At 73.1% G+C, this 21,048-nt stretch carries 17 protein-coding genes; 7 read left to right on the plus strand and 10 right to left on the minus strand.

Annotated features, from left to right (window positions below):
• Window positions 1–116: 116 nt before the first annotated feature.
• Entirely contained in the window at window positions 117–803 is a 687-nt protein-coding gene (locus GA0070213_RS20075) for a Tat pathway signal sequence domain protein (protein WP_091066688.1), read from the minus strand.
• Window positions 804–969: 166 nt separating this feature from the next.
• Between GA0070213_RS20075 and GA0070213_RS20080 the strand changes: the two genes are divergently transcribed.
• The 3 genes from GA0070213_RS20080 to GA0070213_RS20090 all read left to right on the plus strand — a co-directional run bounded on the left by GA0070213_RS20080 (window position 970) and on the right by GA0070213_RS20090 (window position 2,914).
• Entirely contained in the window at window positions 970–1,710 is a 741-nt protein-coding gene (locus tag GA0070213_RS20080) for a TetR/AcrR family transcriptional regulator (protein WP_245716484.1), read from the plus strand.
• Between the two features lie 144 nt (window positions 1,711–1,854).
• Window positions 1,855–2,484, plus strand: coding sequence for a DUF6230 family protein (locus GA0070213_RS20085; RefSeq protein ID WP_091066694.1), 630 nt, complete (start codon window positions 1,855–1,857; stop codon window positions 2,482–2,484).
• Window position 2,485: 1 nt separating this feature from the next.
• On the plus strand, window positions 2,486–2,914 hold the full coding sequence (locus GA0070213_RS20090; RefSeq protein WP_091066698.1) for a DUF6114 domain-containing protein: 429 nt from the start codon (window positions 2,486–2,488) through the stop codon (window positions 2,912–2,914).
• Window positions 2,915–2,917: 3 nt separating this feature from the next.
• Here the strand turns inward: GA0070213_RS20090 and murD are convergent, their stop codons facing one another.
• Entirely contained in the window at window positions 2,918–4,264 is a 1,347-nt protein-coding gene (murD, locus tag GA0070213_RS20095) for a UDP-N-acetylmuramoyl-L-alanine--D-glutamate ligase (RefSeq protein WP_091066702.1), read from the minus strand.
• A gap of 201 nt (window positions 4,265–4,465) precedes the next feature.
• Here murD and GA0070213_RS31900 point away from each other — a divergent pair, with 201 nt between their 5' ends.
• Complete coding sequence (locus GA0070213_RS31900; RefSeq protein WP_281182309.1) at window positions 4,466–5,899, plus strand: RNA-guided endonuclease InsQ/TnpB family protein; 1,434 nt, start codon at window positions 4,466–4,468, stop codon at window positions 5,897–5,899.
• A gap of 71 nt (window positions 5,900–5,970) precedes the next feature.
• Window positions 5,971–7,320: a MurL-like N-terminal domain-containing gene (locus GA0070213_RS20105; RefSeq protein ID WP_091066709.1), complete on the plus strand. Its 1,350-nt coding sequence runs from the start codon at window positions 5,971–5,973 to the stop codon at window positions 7,318–7,320.
• A gap of 294 nt (window positions 7,321–7,614) precedes the next feature.
• Here the strand turns inward: GA0070213_RS20105 and GA0070213_RS32780 are convergent, their stop codons facing one another.
• From GA0070213_RS32780 to GA0070213_RS20120, 3 genes are all read right to left on the minus strand, one after another.
• Window positions 7,615–9,477: a PucR family transcriptional regulator gene (locus GA0070213_RS32780; RefSeq protein WP_483819063.1), complete on the minus strand. Its 1,863-nt coding sequence runs from the start codon at window positions 9,475–9,477 to the stop codon at window positions 7,615–7,617.
• A 62-nt stretch (window positions 9,478–9,539) separates the two neighbouring features.
• The gene (gene argG, locus GA0070213_RS20115) at window positions 9,540–10,991 is read right to left on the minus strand and encodes an argininosuccinate synthase (protein WP_091066716.1); all 1,452 of its coding nucleotides are present in this window, start codon (window positions 10,989–10,991) and stop codon (window positions 9,540–9,542) included.
• Window positions 10,992–11,018: 27 nt separating this feature from the next.
• Window positions 11,019–11,831 carry a TrmH family RNA methyltransferase gene (locus tag GA0070213_RS20120; protein ID WP_091066719.1) on the minus strand — a complete coding sequence of 271 codons (813 nt, stop codon included), beginning with the start codon at window positions 11,829–11,831 and terminating at the stop codon, window positions 11,019–11,021.
• A 109-nt stretch (window positions 11,832–11,940) separates the two neighbouring features.
• Between GA0070213_RS20120 and GA0070213_RS20125 the strand changes: the two genes are divergently transcribed.
• Window positions 11,941–13,779 (plus strand): thiamine pyrophosphate-requiring protein, encoded by a 1,839-nt coding sequence (locus tag GA0070213_RS20125; protein WP_091066722.1) that lies wholly within the window; start codon window positions 11,941–11,943, stop codon window positions 13,777–13,779.
• 91 nt (window positions 13,780–13,870) lie between these two features.
• Here the strand turns inward: GA0070213_RS20125 and GA0070213_RS20130 are convergent, their stop codons facing one another.
• From GA0070213_RS20130 to GA0070213_RS20150, 5 genes are all read right to left on the minus strand, one after another.
• Window positions 13,871–14,431, minus strand: coding sequence for a dihydrofolate reductase family protein (locus tag GA0070213_RS20130; protein ID WP_091066725.1), 561 nt, complete (start codon window positions 14,429–14,431; stop codon window positions 13,871–13,873).
• Window positions 14,432–14,591: 160 nt separating this feature from the next.
• Window positions 14,592–16,787, minus strand: a complete 2,196-nt coding sequence (locus GA0070213_RS20135) for a transglycosylase domain-containing protein (RefSeq protein ID WP_091066728.1) — start codon at window positions 16,785–16,787, stop codon at window positions 14,592–14,594.
• A 103-nt stretch (window positions 16,788–16,890) separates the two neighbouring features.
• On the minus strand, window positions 16,891–17,694 hold the full coding sequence (locus tag GA0070213_RS20140; protein WP_091066730.1) for a hypothetical protein: 804 nt from the start codon (window positions 17,692–17,694) through the stop codon (window positions 16,891–16,893).
• 129 nt (window positions 17,695–17,823) lie between these two features.
• On the minus strand, window positions 17,824–18,930 hold the full coding sequence (locus GA0070213_RS20145) for an SPFH domain-containing protein (protein ID WP_091066735.1): 1,107 nt from the start codon (window positions 18,928–18,930) through the stop codon (window positions 17,824–17,826).
• A gap of 5 nt (window positions 18,931–18,935) precedes the next feature.
• On the minus strand, window positions 18,936–19,409 hold the full coding sequence (locus GA0070213_RS20150; RefSeq protein ID WP_091066739.1) for an NfeD family protein: 474 nt from the start codon (window positions 19,407–19,409) through the stop codon (window positions 18,936–18,938).
• 88 nt (window positions 19,410–19,497) lie between these two features.
• On the opposite strand from GA0070213_RS20150, the gene GA0070213_RS20155 reads away from it, so the two are divergent.
• On the plus strand, window positions 19,498–20,817 hold the full coding sequence (locus tag GA0070213_RS20155) for a serine hydrolase domain-containing protein (protein ID WP_091066897.1): 1,320 nt from the start codon (window positions 19,498–19,500) through the stop codon (window positions 20,815–20,817).
• Window positions 20,818–21,048: the final 231 nt, after the last annotated feature.

The raw sequence follows: 21,048 nt of genomic DNA on the forward strand, positions 1-21,048 counted from the left end.
CACCGCGCGCCGGCAGGGACAACTGTCACTGTGTCGCGCGCGGGCGCCGCACACCTGACAGCACGTACGGGCCGGTGCCCGGCGAACCGCCGCGCACCGGCCCTCGTGCCGGGTGGTCAGTTGACGTAGACGCCCGGGCTGCCGGTCTTGCTGGTGTCCTTCACCGGCGAGTACGTCGCGGTGAAGTAGGCGGTGCCGAAGCAGAGCGACGGGCCGGAGAACTTGGTCAGGGTCTGGTTGGTGAAGGCGATCGAGTTGGTGGCGTTCGCCGCCGCGCCGGTCAGCGTGTTCGTGCTGGTCCGGTAGACGCAGGTGATCGGGCCGAGCAGCGAGTTCAGCACGACGGTGCTTTGGATCGGCGCGGCCGCGGTGCCGGCGATGGTGACCACGCCGGCGCTGGTGACCGACGTGGTGTACGGCAGGTTGTTGACGGTCACGCTCTGCACGCCGGTGGTGCCGAAGACGTTCGTGGTGCAGCTGGTGAAGGTCTGCGCGGTGAGGCTCTCGGTGGCGGTGCCGGGGGCGGTCGGGTTGCTCAGCACCTTGGCGCTGAAGCTGGACGCGGCGCACTTGATGCCGGTGGTGCCGCTGGCCGAGGAGTAGAAGGTGGCGTTGGTGCCGGTCTTCAGACTGGCCTGGATGACGTCGCCCACCGAGACCGCGGTGCCGGCGGGGGCCGGGTAGGTCAGCACGGCGCTGGCCAGTGCGGCGGTGGGGGCGGCGGTGGCGGGGGTGGCGCCGACCAGACCGGTCAGCAGCGCCAGGGCGGCGAGGCCCGCGCCGATACGTCCGTACCTGGGCATGGTGGTTCCTTCCGGCGGTGGGGTGGAGGCGGGTGGCGATAATGACAGCCGTCGAACCCTTCAGGGAGATCACTTTTGGTGACCAGCTGTCAACCGAGCGTGTCGAAAGTTATAAACCTCGGAGGGTCGTAAAGTCAACGCATCCAGGAAGGCCGATATCTTGACCATGCAGAGCCCGCCCCCGACGGCACCCCTGCCGGGCGCGCGGCACGGCCGCGACCCCGACCGCGCGATCAAGCGCGGCCCGCGGCGGGTGCCGGCCGAGGAGGTGGCGGCGACCCAGCGCGACCGCCTCTTCGACGGTCTGGTGCGGGAGGTCGCCACCCGGGGCTACGACAACGCTCGGGTCAGCGACATCTGCCACGCCGCCGGAGTCACCCGGCCGGCCTTCTACGCCCTGTTCAACGGGAAGCAGGACGCGTTCCTCGCCGCGTACCGGCACGGCATCGCGGTGGTCTCGCAGCTGATGGAGGCCGCCTACACCGAGGCCGGGCCGGCCTGGCCGGACGCCGCCCGGGCGGCGCTGCGCACGCTGCTCGACGTGCTGGCCAGCGTGCCCGCCTTCGCCCGGATGGCGCTGGTCGAGGTGGACGCCGCCGGCCCGGACGCGCGCCGGGAGCGGGACGCGTTGCTGCACAGCTTCCGCCGGTTCTTCGCCGACGCCGGCCCGGGGCCGGCGGACGACGGGGTGGACCGCGACGTGCTGGTGTCCACGGTGGTCGGCGGCATCTACGCGACGATCCGCGCCCGGGTCGCCCAGGGGCGGGCGGAGGATCTGCCGCCACTGCTGCCGGTGCTCACGTACGCGGCCACCGCACCGTTCCTGGGCCGCGAGGAGGCGCGCCGGGCCACCCGGTCGACCCGCCCGGACGACGGGCCGAGCGCGATCGCCCCCTGCGCGCCCTGAGGCCGGTGAAAAACCGCAGCGGTTTTTCACTTTGGCCGCAATTGGCAGATGCCGACTAACGATCTGTTGACCCTCCGTTTACTCAGCGGTAACTTCGGCCTGCACATCGTCGTGGATGAATTGATCTCGAAAGGGAGAGCCGCCATGTCGGAGCAGACCGCACCGATCGAGCCCGGCCAACCGAGCAGCGGCGTGCGCTGGCGCCGATTCGCCGTCACGCTCGGCACCGTCGCGGTCGGCGCGGCCGGCATGGTCGTGCTGACCGCTCAGGGCGTGCTCGGCGCGCAGTTCGCCATCTCCGGCATGCCGTTCACCGTCACCGCCGACAAACTCGAGGGCACCGGCTTCGAGCAGTTCGCCACGCTCGACCAGATGATCCCGGACAGCCCCAACCAGGGCGACACCGGCGGCCAGGTGGTGGTGATCGTGTCGGCCATCGACAAGGCCGAGCTGACCAACCTCTGCCAGAGCATCAGCCTGGGCGGGATCAACCTACGGATCACCGCCGGCGGCTCCGGCAAGCCGGTGACCGCCCGCACGCTCGTGGTCGACGGCGACGAGATCGCCGGCAACGCCTCGTTCCGCAACATCAACGTCGGTCAGGACGCCAGCACCGTCGACCAGGTCCCCGGCGTCAAGGGCAACCCCGGCGTCTTCGCCCAGCAGGCCGACACGGTGACCATCAACAACCTGCGGCAGAACAACTACGCCACCACGGCCGCCGTCTTCACGCTGCCCAACCTGCACATGGGCTTCAGCTCCGACGGGTGCTGAGGTGAGCACCGGACAGCACGCGGCGCCGGTCGCCCGCCCCGGCGGGCGCTGGCGCCGCTGGCGACGGGCCCGCCCCTTCACCGCCGGCCTGCTGATCGCGCTCGGCGGCGCCGAGATGCTGGTGACACTGCGCGCGCCGCTCGGGGTGCTGCTGCACGTCGGCCCGCAGGGGCTGGCCGCGTACCTGGTCCCGGCCGTCCTCGTGCTCTGCGGGGTGCTGCTGGTCGCCACCCCGCAGCAGCGGGTCTTCTACGCGTTGCTGTCGCTGCTGCTCGGGCTGGTCTCCTGGCTCACCTCGAACCTGGGCGGCTTCGTCATCGGCATGCTGCTCGCCCTGGTCGGCGGCGCGCTCGCGTTCGCCTGGACCCCGGACAAGCACCGGCCCGCGCCCACCGAGCCGGCCCTCGCGGAACCGCCGTATCCGGGCTGAATCTCAGCGGGCGGTGTCCGCCACCGCCTGCGCGAACACCTCGGAGCGGTGCTCGAAGTTGCGGAACCGGCCGTAGCTCGGCGCGGCCGGGGACAGCAGCACCACCCCGCCGGCCGGGGTGAGCTTGCGGGCCAGACCGACGGCGGCGACCAGGTCGTCGGCCAACTCGGTGCGCACCGCCGGCAGCCCGGCGAGCGCCTCGACGATGCGCGGGCCGCTGTCCGGGATGCCGATCACGCTGATCTCCCGCTCGGCCAGATGCTCGCGCAGCGGCGCGTAGTCGAGCCCCCGGTCGGTGCCGCCGACGATCACGGTCAACGGCCGCCCCTCGTAGGCGTCGATCGCGTGCATGGCCGCGTACGGGCTGGTGGCCAGCGTGTCGTCGACGAAGGTGAGCCCGGACGGGTCGGCGATCTCGGTGAGCCGGTGGGCCAGGCCCTGGAACTCGGCGACCGCCACGGCGAGCGAGTCCCGCCGCGCCACCACGTCCACGCCCAGCGCGTCCAGCACGGCCAGCGCGACGCAGAGGTTGCCCTCGTTGTGCCGACCGACCAGCGGCAGCACCGCGCGCGGGAAGAGCGGCGTGTCCCGCAGGTGGAACCACGGCGTGCCGTCCGGGCCGGTGGCCACGTGGGTGGTGTCCGGCGAGCCGGCACGCACCGCGGCCCGGTCGCCCAGCTCCACGGCCAACCGCGGGTCGGCGCCGTTCACCACCACGGTGTGCGGCCCGTGCGCGATCAGGTTGAGCTTGTCCCGGTAGTACTCCCGCTCGCCGCCGTGCGCGTCCAGGTGCTCGGGGAAGAGCGCGGTCACCACCGCCACCCGGGGTGAGTCGGTCAGGTCGGCGCACTGGTAGCTGGACAGCTCCAGCACGTACCGCTCCGCCTCCGGCAGGTCGAGCAGCGGCACGCCGATGTTGCCGCCGAACACGTTGGGCCGGTCCATCGCGGTGAGCAGGTGGCTGATCAGGCTGGACGTCGTGCTCTTGCCCTTGCTGCCGGTGACCCCCACGGTCCGGTCCGCGTGGTCGGCCATCCAGAGCGCGCTGCCCTGGGTGACCGGGACGCCGCGGCGACGCAGCTCCACCATCCACGGGTGGGTGTTCGGCACCCCCGGCGAGCGGACCACCACCTCGGCCGCGGCCAGCCGCGCGAAGCCCTCCTCGCCGGTGACCAGCGGAGCCGCGGCGGCGAGCGGGCCCTCCCAGGGCAGGGTGAGGAAGTTCGCGCTGTCGTCCACGGCGACCAGGCCGGCCGGGCCGTGCGCGGCGATCGCGATCACCGCGGCCCGGCCCTCACGGCCGGCGCCCCAGACGGCGACATGACGTCCGCGCAGATCAGACAGGCGCACAGGCTCTCCTCGTTGACATCCTCCCCCTCATGAAGGATGAGGGCGATTGCAGCCTATACAGGCTGAGGTTCACGGGCGTTCGAACGGCCGGCGGCCACTGTTGCCCTCCCGGCGCCGGCTGTTCGCCAGCGGCAGGGATTCCGCCCCATCCTGCCGCGACGCTGACTGTTGTGTCGTAGGGGGCAGGCATGCTGTGGGGCTGTGGGGAGGTTTACTGCGTTCCGGTTCACGGCTGACCCGCCACCGTCGCAGGTGGTGGTGTTGGTCCGTCATACGGGGGCGGCTCGGTTCGCGTTCAACCAGTGCCTGGCTCTGGTGAAGGACGCACTGGATGTTAAGCACCGGGGTGGGTCGGTGGTGGTGCCGTGGTCGGGTTTCGACCTGATCAACGCGTTCAACTCGTGGAAGGTCTCGGCGCAGGCGGGCCGCCGCTTTGTAGTCGACTCGGCCGGTTCGGCCACGATCGCGACGACGGGATTGTCGTGGCGCGCACAGGTGTGTCAGCAGGTGTGTGAGGAAGCCGCTGTCGACCTGGGCCGCGCTCTGACCGCCTGGGCCGATTCGCGATCGGGAAAGCGGCCAGGTGGTCGGATGGGGTTCCCGACATTCAAACGCAAGAGCCGCACCCAGCCGTCGTTCCGGATCCGCTGCAAGACCAAGGCGGGTCGGGCGAGCATCCGGGTGGGGGATCCGATGGCGGGTCCTCGGAGCATCTGTCTGCCGAGGATCGGAGTCCTGGGGGTACGGGAGGACACCCGCCGACTACGGCGGATGATTCGCGGAGGCCGGGCGCACATCCGGTATGCCACCGTCTCTTGCCGGGCCGGCCGATGGACCATCACCGTGACTGTGGAGGCGGCGCACCTGCATCCGGCCCGCCAGCACCCGCCACGCCCCCACGCCGACAGCGGTGGCTGGGTGGGCATCGACCGCGGCCTCACTGCCCTCGTGGTGGCCGCCGACACCACCGGCCGACAGCGACTGCGCGTCACTGATCCACCGCGCCCGCTGCGGACCGCCCTGCCTCGGCTACGCCGGCTGTCTCGCCAGGTCACCCGCAAACGGCGAGGCTCCCGCAATCGGGCCGAGGCTGTCACCCGGCTGGCTCGCGCCCACCATCGTGTTGCGAATGTGCGTCGTCACTTTCTGCACAAGGTCGCCAACCATCTGGTCAAGACCCACGACCGGCTGGCTCTGGAAGATCTGTACACCGCCGGTCTGCTGCGTAACCGGCGTCTGGCCGCCGCCATCTCCGATGCGGGTTGGGGTCAACTGGCCCGCATCATCGGCTACAAACAACATTGGCGGGGCGGGCAGGTCACCCGGGCACCCCGTTGGTACCCGTCCACCAAAATGTGCAGTGCCTGCCGCATCGTCGGTCCCGCCCTACCCCTGTCCGTACGCGTCTTCCGCTGTGACGGGTGCGGGCATACGGCGGACCGGGACGTCAACGCAGCGGTCAACCTCGCCGTCTGGGCCGAGCAACACCACATCCATACCCAGCCCCAGACCCGGGACCCCGAAGCACGAGGCCCGGTCACCAAAGCCTCCCGAAGGACCGGCTCTGGCCAGCGCCCAAGTGCCGGTGCAACCAGTCCTGACGACGGAGGAACCCACCGCTACGGACACCCGTGACGGCAGGGACGCCCGAGAAGGGCGGTGTCTCATGACCCAACGGACTTTTGAGACACGCTGTAGTATGGCGTGTGCCTAACGAGCAGCTACGGCGGATGGACGCCTTCACCTTCCCGTCCTACTCGATCGACTTCGCCACCGGCGAGGTCCTGTTCGACTACGCCCTCACCGGTCCCGACGGCGAGCAGCGGTTCACCGAGGTGATCACGCTTCCGCTGCCGGCGGAGCCGGTCTCCGACGCCACCGCGGCCACCCTCCGCCGGGTGCTGGAGCTGCTGCACGTGGTCGCCGGCGTCAGCTACTACAAGGCCGCCGCGCCGCCCCGTCTGGTGCTGCCGGCGCCGCTGGGCGCCGCCGCCGTCGAGCTGGTCACCGCCGTCTACACCAAGGGCCTCGCCGAGTACGCGTACCGCAACGACCTGCCGCACGTGCTGGTGCTGCGCCCCGAGGTGCCGGCCGGCTCGGTCGACCCGGCCGCGCCGCTGGACACCGCCGACCGCCGACCGCTGTCGGCCGTCGGCGGCGGCAAGGACTCCATCGTCACGCTGGAGGCGCTGCGCCGCGCCGGGTTCGACCCGGTGCCGTTCTCGGTCAACCCGAACCACGTGATCGTCTCGGTCAACGAGGCGTCCGACCTGGTGCCGCTGGCCGCCCGGCGTCGGCTCGACCCGGTGCTGTTCGACCTGAACGCGGCCGGGGCACGCAACGGGCACATCCCGGTCACCGCGATCAACTCGCTGATCGCGGTCGCCACCGCCGTGCTGCACGGGCTCGGGCCGGTGGTGATGTCCAACGAGCGCTCCGCGTCCGACCCGAACCTCGTCTGGCAGGGCCACGAGATCAACCACCAGTGGTCCAAGGGCGTCGAGGCGGAGGGGCTGCTGCGCGCGGCGCTGGCCGAGCACGCCGGGCTCACCGAGCCCTACTTCTCACTCCTGCGCTCGCTGTCCGAGCTGCACATCGCCCGGCTGTTCGCCGAGATCGACCGCTACGACGCGGTGGTGACCAGCTGCAACGCCGCGTTCAAGCTGCGTGACGCGAGCGAGCGCTGGTGCCGCGACTGCCCGAAGTGCCGCTTCGTGTTCCTGGCCATGGCGCCGTTCATGCCCCGCGAGCGGCTCACCGGCATCTTCGGCGGCGACCTGCTGGCCGACGAGACCCAGACCGCCGGCTACCGGGAGCTGCTCGGCGTCGACGGGCACAAGCCGTTCGAGTGCGTCGGTGAGGTGGAGGAGTCGGTGGTCGCGCTGAGCCTGCTCGCGCAGCAGGACCAGTGGCGCGACGCCCCGGTGGTCCGCGCCCTGGTGGCGGCGCTGCCGGACAGCGCCTGGCAGGCCGCCACGACCTCGGACGTGTTCACCCCCGGCGGCCCGAACTTCGTCCCCGCCCCCTATGCCAAGGCGCTCACCGCTCTGACCTGACCGCACCTCCGCGCCCCGGCGTGTCGTCACCTCGGCGTGTCGCCGGGAACACGAGGATGCTGTCGAGCACGGTATACCGCACAGTCATATTTATGCCTGTGCGGTATACTGCAGAGAAGCGCACCATCTCCCCGCCGAAGTCACGCTCCGTGACTAGCACCCGCGAGACGCTCGCGGCAACTCCCCGCATCCCGAGGCGGGACGGCGGGGAGACGGCGGGAAGCCGGGGCGGTGCCGGAGCGGCGCGGGCGGCGCCGGAGCCGCGCGGGCGGCGCCGGAGCCGCGCGGGCGGCGTCAGGGGGTGCGGACGGCGTCCAGGGCCAGCAGCGCCACGTGCAGGGAGAGGCACTGCTCGACCGAGTCGAGGTCGGCGCCGAGGATACGGCCGATGCGGGCCAGCCGCTCGTAGAACGCCGGCCGGGACAGGTGCGCGGCCACCGCCGCCGCCGACTTGTTCCGCCCCTGCTCCAGGTAGGCGCGCAGGGTGCCGAGCAGCTGCTCCCGTGGATGCTGCGCGTCGTAGGCCAGCAGGGCGCCCAGTTCCCGCTCGACGAACGTCTGCAGCCGGGGCTCGTCGCGCAGCAGGTGCAGCAGGCCGGCCAGCCCGACGTGCGGCAGCCGGAAGCAGGGCAGGTCCCGCGGGTCCCGGCGAGCCGCCTCGGCGATCTGTCGCGCCTCGACGAGGGACCGGCGCGCCTCGCGCAGGCTGCCCACCCCGGACCCGGCCGCGACCACGACCGCCGGACGGGTCGGACCGTCACCCGAGCGCCCGCCACCGGCCGGCCCACCACGGCCGGCCCCGTCACCCGAGCGCCCGCCACCGGCCGGCCCACCACGGCCGGCCCCGTCACCCGAACGCCCGCCACCGGCCGGCGCACCACGGCCGGCGCCGTCACCCGAACGCCCGCCACCGGCCGGCGCACCACGGCCGGCGCCGTCGACCGGGCGAGCGGGGCGGACGGGGGCGGCGTCGAGGCGTACCCGATGCAACGCCGCGGCGAACGCGGCGAGTGCCTTCTCCTCGTCGGCCGGGTCGGGCAGCGCCAGCAGCGCGCCCACCGCGTGGTCGTCGACGGCGCTGGTCAACGCGGTGAGCTTGGCCTCGCGGACCGCCTGGCCGACCGCCTCGGCGAGGTCGCGCAGCCGGGCCGGGCCGGCCTCCGGGCCGGTGTCGGCCCCGGGCGCGGCGGGATCGTCGCTGCGGTGCCGGACCACCACGCCCACCAGGTGCCGGCGGTCCAGGGTGACGCCGAGCGCCTTGGCGCGCAGCGCCACCTCGTCGACCGGGCGGGAGTGGTCGATCAGCGCGGTCAGCAGGGTGCGGTGGATCTGCCGTTCCAGGCCCTCCGCGTCGCGGCGGATCAGCCGGCCCAGGGCCAGCGTGGACGCGGCCCGCTCGATCAGGATGGTCAGCCGGGTCGGCGGGGCGGCCTCCGCCGCCGGCCAGCGCAGCAGCAGCCGACCCCAGTCCTGCCCCCGCGCGCCGACGGTGGTGACCAGCCAGCCGCTGTCCGGGTCGTACGCGGTGCGGCCGGTCGGGCGGATCCGCCGGGAGTGCTGTTCCCAGCCGTCCAGCAGCAGCTCCGCGCTCTCCCCCGCCGGGTCGTACGCGAGCACCTGCCGGGACAGGTTCTCCAGCACCACCGGGCAGCCGGCCAACTCGGCGGCCTGCCGCAGCACCTCGGCCGGTTCGGCGCCCTCCACGGACAGCTCGGTGAACCGCTGGTGGATCTCCTCGGTGGCGCGCAGCTCGGTGAGCTGGGCGTCCACGATCAGCGCGTGCACCGCCTCGGTGATGCGGACGAACGGGGTGGCCCGGCGCAGCTCGACCAGCGGCAGTCCGCGCCGTTCGGCGGCGGCCGACATCACCCGCGGCACACCGCTGACGTAGCGGCGGCCCAGCTCGACGACCAGCCCGGAGACGCCGACGTCGGCCAGGTCGCCGATGAACGCGCGCAGCCCGGCGTCGTCGGCGGGCAGCCCGATGCCGGTGGTGAGCACCAGCTCGCCGCCGCCGAGCAGGGTGGCGATGTCGGGCACCTCGGCCACGTGCACCCAGCGCACCGGGCGGTCCAGACCGGCCTCGCCGGCGACCAGGCGGGGCGCGCCGTGGCGCACCGGCACCAGGGCGAGCACCTCACGCACGGTAGGGAACACGGGCGACACGCTACCCTGCGTCACCGCCGCTGCCGAAGGCCCGCCCCGGGCGGAGGTTCCGCTCAGTCGACGCCGAACTCCATCGCGGCCCGGTCGAGCCACTCGTCCTCGGCCGAGGGCACGCCGCGGGAGGCGATGGCCTCCGCGCCGCCCTGCGGCATCGCGCCGATCAGACCGGTCGAGGCGGCCTGCGCCGCGCCAACCATCCGCTGCGGCGCGGTGCCGCCGACCATGCCGAGCGACGCGTACTGCTCCAGCTTGGCCCGCGAGTCGGCGATGTCCAGGTTGCGCATGGTGAGCTGGCCGATCCGGTCGGACGGGCCGAACGCCGAGTCCTCGGTGCGCTCCATGGACAGCTTGTCCGGGTGGTAGCTGAACGCCGGCCCGGTGGTGTCCAGGATCGAGTAGTCCTCGCCCCGGCGCAGCCGCAGCGTCACCTCACCGGTGACCGCGGTGCCGACCCAGCGCTGCAACGACTCGCGCAGCATCAGCGCCTGCGGGTCGAGCCAGCGGCCCTCGTACATCAGCCGGCCGAGGCGGCGGCCCTCGGTGTGGTAGTTCGCCAGGGTGTCCTCGTTGTGGATGGCGTTGACCAGCCGCTCGTACGCGGCGTGCAGCAGCGCCATGCCCGGCGCCTCGTAGATGCCCCGGCTCTTGGCCTCGATGATCCGGTTCTCGATCTGGTCGGACATGCCCAGGCCGTGCCGGCCGCCGATGGCGTTGGCCTCCAGCACCAGGTCGACCGCGCTGCCGAACTCCTTGCCGTTGATCGTGACCGGGCGACCCTGGTCGAAGCCGATCGTGACGTCCTCGGTGGGGATCTCCACCGCCGGGTCCCAGAACCGGACGCCCATGATCGGATCGACAGTCTCGATGCCGGTGTCGAGGTGTTCGAGGGTCTTCGCCTCGTGGGTCGCGCCCCAGATGTTGGCGTCGGTGGAGTAGGCCTTCTCGGTGCTGTCGCGATAGGGCAGGCCCCGGTCGAGCAGCCACTCCGACATCTCCTTGCGCCCGCCCAGCTCGGTGACGAAGGCGGTGTCCAGCCACGGCTTGTAGATGCGCAGCTGCGGGTTGGCCAGCAGGCCGTAGCGGTAGAAGCGCTCGATGTCGTTGCCCTTGAACGTCGAGCCGTCGCCCCAGATCTGCACGTCGTCGGCGACCATCGCCCGCACCAGCAGGGTGCCGGTGACGGCCCGGCCCAGCGGCGTGGTGTTGAAGTAGGCCCGGCCGCCCGAGCGGATGTGGAAGGCGCCGCAGGTCAGCGCCGCCAGCCCCTCCTCGACCAGGGCGGCTCGGCAGTCGACCAGCCGGGCCACCTCGGCGCCGTAGCTGAGCGCGCGGCCCGGCACGGAGCCGATGTCGGGCTCGTCGTACTGGCCGATGTCGGCGGTGTAGGCGCAGGGCACGGCGCCCTTGTCGCGCATCCACGCGACCGCGACGGAGGTGTCGAGGCCGCCGGAGAAGGCGATGCCGACACGTTCGCCGGTGGGCAGGGAGGTGAGAACCTTGGACACAGGAAGATTATGCACCACGGCGCATGATCATGCAAGCGGATCGTCGCGTCCCAGTTCCCAGCAGGCCACCGCCGTGGCCGCGGCGACGTTCAGCGAGTCCACGCCCCGGCGCATCGGGATCACCACCCGCACGTCGCTCGCCGCCATCGCCGCCCGGGTCAGCCCGGCGCCCTCCGCGCCCAGCAGCAGCGCCGCCCGGGCCCGCTGGCCGTCGGTGAGCCGCTGGATCGGCACGGCGTCCGGCGCCGGCGTCAGGGCGAGCACGGTGAAACCCGCCGCCCGCACCTCCTCCAGGCCGGCCGGCCAGCGCTCCAGCTTCGCGTACGGCACCGCGAACACCTCGCCCATGCTGACCCGGACGCTGCGCCGGTAGAGCGGGTCGGCGCAGGTCGGCGACAGCAGCACGGCGTCCACCCCGAGCGCCGCCACGGCCCGGAAGATCGCGCCCAGGTTGGTGTGGTTGTTGACGTCCTCCAGGATCACCACCCGCCGGGCGGCGGCCAGCACCTCGGCGGCCGGCGGCAACGGCCGGCGGTGGAACGACGCGAGCACGCCCCGGTGCACGTGGAAACCGGTGGTCCGCTGGAGCACCTCGGCGGTGGCCGCGTACACCGGGACGTCACCGGCGTCGAGGTCGGCGAGCTGGTCCGCCCGCTTCGACTCGACCAGGTACGACCGGGCCGGGTAGCCGGCCCGCAGCGCCCGCCGCAGCACCAGCTCCCCCTCGGCGATGAACAGGCCGTGCGGGGGCTCCCAGCGGGTCCGCAGCTCCACGTCGGTGAGCGCGCGGTAGTCGGCGATCCGGTCGTCGTCGGGGTCGGTGATCTCGTGGACGGGCACCGGCCGATTCTCCCCCGGTGCCCCGGGCCGCCCCGGCGCGGGCCGGGTTTCCGCCGCCCGACGCGGGGAACGGAGCGGAGAAGCGGACACCGACGAAGGGACCACCACGATGGGCGCGGACCACCCCGACGACGGCGCGCTGCCCCGCGACGCCACCGTCGCCGACCAGATCGTGGCCCGGCTCGCCGAGTGGGGCGTGCACCGCTACTACGGCTACCCCGGCGACGGGATCAACGGGATGACCTCGGCGCTGCAACGGGCGAAGGAGCACGCCCGGTTCATCCAGGTCCGCCACGAGGAGACCGCCGGCTTCGCGGCCGGCGCGCACGTCAAGTACGGCGGCGGCCCGCTCGGCTGCGTGGTGGTGACCAGCGGCCCGGGCGCCATCCACGCGCTCAACGGCCTCTACGACGCCAAGCTCGACCACCAGCCGGTGGTCGCCCTGCTCGGGCACACCGCGCTGCCCGCCGAGGGCGGCGGCTACTACCAGGAGGTGGACCTGCTCGCGCTCTACAAGGACGTGGCCGGCGACTTCCTGGCCCAGCTCGACGACCCGTCGCAGACCCGGCACCTGGTGGACCGGGCCTGCCGCACCGCACTGGCCCGGCGTACCGTGACCGCCCTGGTCCTCCCCGCAGACGTGCAGGACGAACCGGCGGTGCCGGACCCGCCGCACGCGCACGGCTACTACCACACCAGCGCGGTGCCGAGCAGCCCGCCGGCCGCGCCGCCGGCGGCGGACGTCCGCCGGGCCGCCGAGGTGCTGCGCGGCGGCGAGCGGGTGGCGATGCTGGTCGGGCAGGGCGCGCTCGGCGCCGAGGACGAGGTACGCCGGATCGCCGACCGGCTCGGCGCCGGGGTGGCCACCGCCCTGCTCGGTTTCGCCGCCGTCGACCACCGGCAGCCCTGGGTGACCGGCGCGATCGGCCTGCTCGGCACCCGTCCCAGCTCGGAACTCATGCGCGGGTGCGACCGGCTGCTCATCGTCGGCAGCCAGATGCCGTACTCGGAGTTCTACCCGCCGGAGGGTCAGGCCCGCGCGGTGCAGATCGACGTGGACGGCAGCCGGATGGGGTTGCGCTACCCCACCGAGGTCAACCTGACCGGCGACGCCGGACCCACGCTGCGGGCCCTCCTCGACGAGCTGGGCCCCGGCCCGGCCCCGACCGCCTGGCGGGCCACCATCGCCGACGCCACCGGCAAGTGGCGGGCCGCCCAGCGCGAGCTGGCCGGGCAGCCGGCCGATCCGGTCAACCCGCAGTCGCTGTTCGCCGCGCTCGACGACGCGCTGCCCGACGACGCCATGCTCGCCGTGGACTGCGGCACCGCCACCGCCTGGTACGCCCGGCACCTGCGGGTCCGCCCCGGCATGCTGGCCAGCCTGTCGGGCACGCTGCTGTCCATGGGCGGCGGCATGCCGTACGCGCTGGCGGCGAAGTTCGCCCACCCGGACCGCCCGGTGATCGCGCTGCTCGGCGACGGGGCGATGCAGATGAACGGCGTCAACGAGCTGATCACGGTGGCGAAGTACTGGCGGGAGTGGGCCGACCCCCGGTTCGCCGTGCTGGTGCTCAACAACCGGGAGCTGGCGTTCGTCAGCTGGGAACAGCGCTCCGGCGAGGGGGCGCCGATGTTCCCGGACAGCCAGGACCTGCCGGACGTGGCGTACCACAGGTGGGCGGAGGTGCTGGGGCTGCGCGGCGAACTGGTCGACGCCCCCGGGCAGGTGCCCGACCTGTGGCGGCGGGTGCTCGACGCCGACCGGCCGACCGTGGTCAACGCCGTGGTCGACCCGGCGGAGCTGATGCTGCCGCCGCACTTCACCGCCGAGCAGGCCCGCAAGACGGCCGCCGCGGTGCTGCGCGGGGACAGCGACCGGGCCGGCATCCTCCGCCGCGGCGTGCCCGCCGCGCTCGCCACCTACCGGCCCCGCCGCCGCGGTCGCTGACCGACCGGGCCGCCGCGCGGCCGTGCGCGGCCCGGCCGGCCCCGCACGCCCCGCCGGGCCCCGCGTGTGGGGCCGCGCGGGGCGTCGCCGGTCACGCGCGCCGGTAGCGCAGCAGCACCGAACGGCCGTCGAAGCCGCGCGTGGAGACCAGCCGCAGGTCCTGGCGGGCGAGGTGGGGCAGCACCTGCCGGCCGCCGCCGAGCAGCACCGGGTGCACGACCACCTGGTACTCGTCGACCAGCCCGCGCGCGGCCAGTGCCGTCGCCGCGCCCGTCCCGCCGGTGACCAGCAGATCCCCGTCGAACCGCTCGCGCAGCTCGGTCAGCTCCGCCGCCAGGTCGCCGCCACCGATCACCCGGGCACCGTGGTCGGCCGCGGCGAGCGTGCGGGAGACGACCACCTTCGGGGTACGCCGCCAGATCGGCGCGAACGCCAGGTCGTGCGGGTGGTCGGAGATCGACTCGACCTGCGGCCAGTAGGAGGACATCATCTCCCACACCCGCCGCCCGTAGACGAACGCGCCGGCCCGCTCGGTCAACCCGATGGAGTACGCGGACAGCTCGTCGCCCATGGCCGGCCAGTCGAACTCACCGTTCGGCCCCTCGATGAAGCCGTCGACCGACTGGTGCACCCAGTAGATGACCTCGCTCATGGCACGTTCCTCCGCTCACCGGCGCGCCCATCGTCGGGCGCGCTCGCCAGTGGGTCGGAGCCGCCGCGCCGGATCCGACATCGCGCGCCGGGTCTCCGGTGGGGTGTTTGGAGGGGCCCCTTCTTATGCAGAATGCGTTAAGAAGGGGCCCCTCCTTGCACTAACCCCGGCCCTGGAGCCAGCGGAGCAGGTCCGACGGGAGGTTGCGGTTGTCCTCACGCGGCTGAGGTTGGGGCTGCGGGCGGGGCTGCGGGCGCTGCGGGTTGCCGGCCAGCTCGCGGCTGGGCGCGGTGAAGTCGCGCACCGGCTTGCCGGCGACCGCCGTCCGGATCGTCCGGGCCACCGCGTCGATCACCTTGGCCTGCACGGCGGAGCCGACCAGGTCGGTCGAGTCGTCCGGGTTGGCGGCGATGCCGGCGACGGCCACCTGCGGGGTGTACCCGACGAACGTCTCGGTGGCGTTCTTCTCCGAGCTGCCCGTCTTGCCCGCCACCGGCCGGTCGACGATCCCGTCGACGCCGGTGGCGGTGCCGCCGTTGCACTGCCCGTACGCGGACTGCTGACCCACCGGGCAGCGGGCCGCGTCGGTGGCCGCCCGGGCCACGTCGGGTTCCAGCACCCGCTTGCAGTTCGGCTGCCCCACGTCGACCCTGCCGCCGTCCGGCGCGGTGACCGAGACCACCGGCAGCGGCGAGCAGTAGGTGCCCTCGGCGGCCACCGTCGCGTACGCGTTGGCCAGGTCGAGCGGGGTGGTGGCGGCCACGCCGAGCGTGAACGCGCCCCAGTTCGCGGCGTTGTCGCGGGCGAAGGCGGCGTCCGAGTCGGCCCGGAAGGTGATGCCGAGGCGCTGCGCCATCTCGACCACCTTGTCCTCGCCGACCTGCTCGGCCAGCCAGACGAAGTAGGTGTTCACGGAGCGGCCGAAGCCGTCCCACATCATCCGGTAGCCGTCCATCCACTCCGGGTTGGCGTTGCCCGGGCACCACGTGCCGTCGCAGTTGCCCTCGGCGTCCGAGGCGTAGCGGGTGGGCAGCTTGGCCGGCGCGTCGAAGCCTGTGGCGAGCGGCTTGCCGGCCTCCAGCGCGGCCAGCATGGTGAACATCTTGAAGGTGGAGCCGGCCTGGTAGCCGTCGACGCTGGCGCCGCCGGAGATCAACGGGTTCACCGTGTTCGGGTGGTTGGCCTGCCCGTCCGGGTTGTCGGCCAGGCTGTAGTGCCGGTTGACCGCCATGGCGAGCACCCGGCCGGTGCCGGGCTCGACCGCCGCGATCGGCAGCGCGCGCTTGTCGTCGTAACCGTAGACCTTGGTGGCCTGCGTCTGCGCGGTCTGCTGGATCTTCGCGTCGAGCGTGGTGACCACCCGGTAGCCGCCCCGGCGCAGCGCCTGCTCGCGCTCCTCGGCGGTGTCGCCGAAGGCCGGCTGGGTGAGCCACCACTGGCGCAGGTAGTCGCAGAAGAAGCCCCAGTCGTCGTGGCCCTGCGCGGTCGCGGTGCAGCCGTTGGGCTGGGCGGTCGGGCGCAGCGTGAGCGGCGCGGCCTTGGCCGCCGCGGCCTGCGCGGCGGTGATCGCGCCGGTCTCGACCATCGAGTCGAGCACGTACCCACGGCGGTCGAGCGCCTGGTTCTTGTCGCCGTCGATCGGGCTGTACTCGTCGGGCGACTGGACCAGGCCGGCGAGCAGCGCCGCCTCGCCGAGGGTCAGGTCGGCCGGCGCCTTGCCGAAGTAGCGCTGGGCGGCGGCGGCGACCCCGTACGCGCCGGAGCCGAAGTACGCGATGTTCAGGTAGCGGTTGAGGATCTCGTCCTTGGACAGCGACCGCTCCAGCGCGTTCGCGTACCGGATCTCCTGGAGCTTGCGCCCGACGGTCTGCTCGGTGGCGGCCTGCCGCTCCTCGGCGGTGCGGTTCGGGTCGGTCTTGAGCACGTTGCGGACGTACTGCATGGTGAGCGTGGAGCCGCCCTGCTCGGTGCCGCCGCCCTTGACGTTGGCGACCAGCGCGCGGGCGATGCCCCGCAGGTCGGCGCCGCCGTGCGAGTAGAACCGCCGGTCCTCGGCCGAGATGATCGCCTGGCGCATCACCGGGGCGATCTCGGCAAGCGGCACGTCGGTGCGGTTCACGTCGTAGAACGTGGTGATCAGCGTCTTGCCGTCGTTGGCGTAGAGGTAGGAGCGCTGCGGCTGCACGGGGGTGCGCAGCGCGTCGGGCAGTTCCTCGTAGGCCCCGAGGCTCGCCTTGGCGACGAACCCGCCGAGCAGGCCGGTCGGGAGCGCGGCGAGCGCGAGGACGAGCCCGGCGAGCAGGCCCGCGAGCAGCACGGTGAACAGGCGCGACAACGGCGACCGGGGAGACGGCATGGACTCCAGGATTGCCGCGAAAGCCACCTACCGGCCAGTTCGCCAGGCAACTGTCAGTTACCTCACGGCAACTGTCCAGCCTCGGCGCCCGCCGGGAAACCGGTCAACCGGCGGCAAGTGGGCCGTCCGGTGACGCGGGTGGGGCGGGGGCGGCGGCGACGCTGGCGCTGGCCGCGTCGCGGGCGATCGTCTCGGGCACCAGGCGACCGCTGCGGTAGCCGATGCCGATGCCGGCGACCAGCACGAAGATCGCGCCGAAGGTCTGCAACGAGCCGATCAACGCGCCGCCGAGGCCGAGCAGCGGGGCGGCGATCATCAGCATCGTCCCGTCGCCGTAGGAGAACATCCCGGACCGGGCCACCGACCAACCGGTGAGGAACCACCCCACGCTGTAGCAGGTCGCACCGAACAGCACGATGCCGCGCGCGGTCAGCCCGAACACCGGCGTCTGCTCGGCGAGCCCGGCGAACGGCAGCATCAGCACCATCCCGCCGATGCTGGCGAGCAGCCCGGCCAGCGCGATCCGACGACAGCGGGTGGCCGCGAGCAGCCCGGTGAGCGCGAGCAGGGCGAGCAGGCCGAGCCAGACCGACGCCACCCAGCCGACCAGGTAGAGCGGCTGGCCGTCGGCCGGGTAGGGGTCGTTGCCGACGCCGCCGTCGCTGGCCATCGCCACCACGCCGTAGAGGACCGCGTAGGCCGGCAGCAGCCAGACCGCCGCCCGGGCGAACCGGCGGACCGACCAGGCCCAGGTCGCGTCCGTGGCCGGCGCGCCGGGCCCGGGCTCGGAGACGAACGGCAGCACCCCGAACCCGCCCCCGGTCCGCCGGGAGCCGAGCGGTCCGCCGGGGTCGTGCGCGCCGGGGACCGGGGTACGGGAGAAGAGCCGGTTCGCCGGTTCCGTCATGCGCCACCTCGCTCGCGTCAGGGGTGGCCTGGGACGCACGACGGCGCCCCGGCCCTGCTCACCACCCGTCCTCAAGACCGATGGTGGCAGCCGCCGGGGCGCCGGATGAGCGATTCTCGGATTTGCCGGTCAGCCCCGCTCGCGCTGGTCGGCCGGGTCGGTGAGCAGCGTCTCCGGGGACACCGGCTCCGGCGCCGGCAGGCCCTTCGCCGTGTTGCCACCGGTGGCCTGCGCCTCCGCCACGCGTACCTCGTCGTGGATCTCCTGGGCCGCGACGGCCGCGGCCTGGGCCGCCTCGGCGGCCTCCCGCTCGACCTCGCCGGCGGTCTGGCTGGCCCCCGGCGCCGGGGCGTCGCCCGCCATGTTGGCCAGGCCGCCCAGCGCGCCGCCCATGCCCTCCAGGGCCTTGGTCAGCTCGGTCGGCACGATCCAGACCTTGTTGGCGGTGCCGTTGGCGATCTGCGGGAGCGCCTGGAGGTATTGGTAGGCCAGCACCTTCTGGCTCGGGTTGGCGGTGTGGATCGCGTCGAAGACGGTGCGGATGGCCTTGGCCTGACCCTCGGCCTGGAGGATCCGGGCCTGCCGGTCACCGTCGGCGCGCAGCACCGCGGCCTGCTTCTCACCCTCGGCGGTGAGGATCTGCGACTGCTTGTGCCCCTCGGCGTTGAGGATCGCGGCGCGGCGGTCCCGCTCGGCGCGCATCTGCTTCTCCATCGAGTCGCGGATGCTCGGCGGCGGCTCGATCGCCTTGATCTCGACCCGGGTGACCTTGATGCCCCACCGGCCGGTGGTCTCGTCCAGCACGCCGGAGAGGTGCCTGTTGATCTCCTCGCGGCTGGTCAGCGCGCGCTCCAGGTCCAGCGAGCCGATCACGTTCCGCAGCGTGGTGACGGTGAGCTGCTCGATCGCCTGGAGGAAGTTCGAGATCTCGTAGGTGGCGCGGACCGAGTCGACGACCTTGAAGTAGAGGACGGTGTCGATCGACACGACCAGGTTGTCGGAGGTGATCACCGGCTGCGGCGGGAAGCTGACCACCTGCTCGCGCAGGTCGACCTTGGTGCGCACTGCGTCCACGAACGGCACCAGCAGGTTGAGACCCGGGTTCAGCGTGCGCTTGTACTTGCCGAGCCGCTCCACCACGTCCTGGCGCTGCTGCGGCACGATCCGCACCGCCTTGGCCAGTGTCACCACGACGATCACCGCCACGGCGATCAACAGGTACGCTGCAAACTCCATATGGTTCACCCTCTCGCTTCGGGCAGCTCACCCGGGGCGGAAATGTCGTCCTGCCAGACCAGAGCGGTAGCGCCCCGGACCTTTATCACCTGCACCCGCTCGCCCGCCGCGTAGCGCTGCGTCGCGTCGAACGACCGGGCCGTCCACAGCTCACCATCGATCTTCACCATGCCGCGGTCGGCGTCCACCGCCTCCAGCACCACCGCGGTGGCTCCCTCGATCGCCTCCACGCCGAACGGCTGGTCGCCGGTTTCCAGCGCCGAACGGGCGTTGCGGCGGATCACCGGCCGGGCCAGCGCCAGGGACAGCGCCGACACCACCGCGAAGATCACCGCCTGGAGCGCCACCGGCGCACCGAGGGCCGCCGCACCGGCGGCGGCGAACGCCCCGACGCCGAACATGATCAGGAACAGCGTCGTCGTGAAGATCTCGGCGACCGCCAATACCACACCCAGAACGATCCAGAACACGGCGTCCACGAGACCAATCGTGACACGTGAACGCACGTGTCATCGAACTGTCATGATCGCTAGGCTCGGTCCACCGCACGGCGACGAGGAGGACGAGATGGCACTGCTGCCCGAGACCGCACGCCAGGTGGACCTGCTGGTGGCCCGCGCCCAGGCCGAGGGACACGCCCCGTCGCTCGCGCTGGGCGTGGTCCGCGACGGTGAGCTGGCGCACCTGGCGGTCGCCGGCGAGCACCCCCGCCCCGACGCGGACCTGCAGTACCGGATCGGCTCGATCACCAAGACCATGACCGCGGTGCTGGTGATGCAGCAGCGTGACGCCGGGCGCCTCGCCCTGGACGACCCGCTCGACACGCACCTGCCCGGCACCCCGGTCGGCGCGCTCACCGTCCGCCAACTGCTCGGGCACGCCAGCGGCCTGCAACGCGAACCGGACGGCGGCGAGTGGTGGGAACGCGCGCCGGGCCGGGACCTGGACACGCTGCTCGCCGGGCTGACCCCGGGCAAGATCGCCCACCCGCCGCACCTCACCTACCACTACTCCAACCTGGCGTACGGGCTGCTCGGCGCCGCGCTGGAGCGGATCGCCGGCGCACCGTGGGCCGAGCTGCTGACCGACCGGCTGCTCGCGCCGCTGGGCATGCGCCGCACCACCGTGCCCCCGACCGAGCCGTACGCCCGGGGGTTCGTCGTCCACCCCTGGCACGAGACGCTGCGGGAGGAGCCGCTGACCGACAGCGGAGCGATGGCGCCGGCCGGGCAGCTCTGGTCGACCGTCGAGGACCTGGCCCGCTGGGCGGCGTTCCTCGCCGACCCGGACCCGGCGCTGCTCGACCCGGCGACGCTGGCCGAGATGTGCGTTCCGGTGGCGATCAGCGACCCCGACTCGTGGACCGGCGGCCACGGCCTCGGCGTGGAGTTCTACCGGGTCGGCGAACGGGTCTACGTCGGCCACGGCGGTTCCATGCCCGGGTACGTCGCCGGCCTGGTCGTGCACCGCCCCACCCGGACCGCCGTGGTGGACTTCGCCAACTCGTACGGGATGCGTCGCGGCCACCACATCTCCGGGCTCGCCCGCGACGTGCTCACCCGGGTGCTGGACACCGAGCCGACCGCGCCCGACCCGTGGCGCCCGGCCGCCACGCCGCCCGCCGCGGAGCTGGTCGAGCTGACCGGCCGCTGGTGGTGGATGGGCGTCGAGTACGAGTTCCGCGTCGACCCGGCCGGTGACCTGGTGGGCGGCCTGGTCGGCAAACCGCTGCTCCGGTTCACCCCGGAGGGCCCGGACCGCTGGCGGGGCCGTTCCGGCCCGCAGGACGGCGAGATCCTCACCGTCGTCCGCGACCAGACCGGCGCCGCGGTCGCGCTGGACATCGCCACCTTCGTCCTCACCCGATCCCCCGACCAGGCCCCCTGAGCCCCACGCGCCGACCCGCCACCAAGCGCCGCCCACCCGCCGGAACATCCGCCGGGCCACGGATCGGCACCACGTGCCGCGCCGGCACCGGGAACCCCCTCAGGCGCCTACAGACGTGATGACACCGATGACTCACCCCGCTGACCGGCCCACACCAGCGAACTCGTGGCACCCCGACAGCTCCACCCCACCGCCGCCGGCACCGAGCCGCGAACCCGGCACCCGACGGGG

The organism is Micromonospora humi (genome assembly GCF_900090105.1).
GTDB classification, from domain to species: domain Bacteria; phylum Actinomycetota; class Actinomycetes; order Mycobacteriales; family Micromonosporaceae; genus Micromonospora; species Micromonospora humi.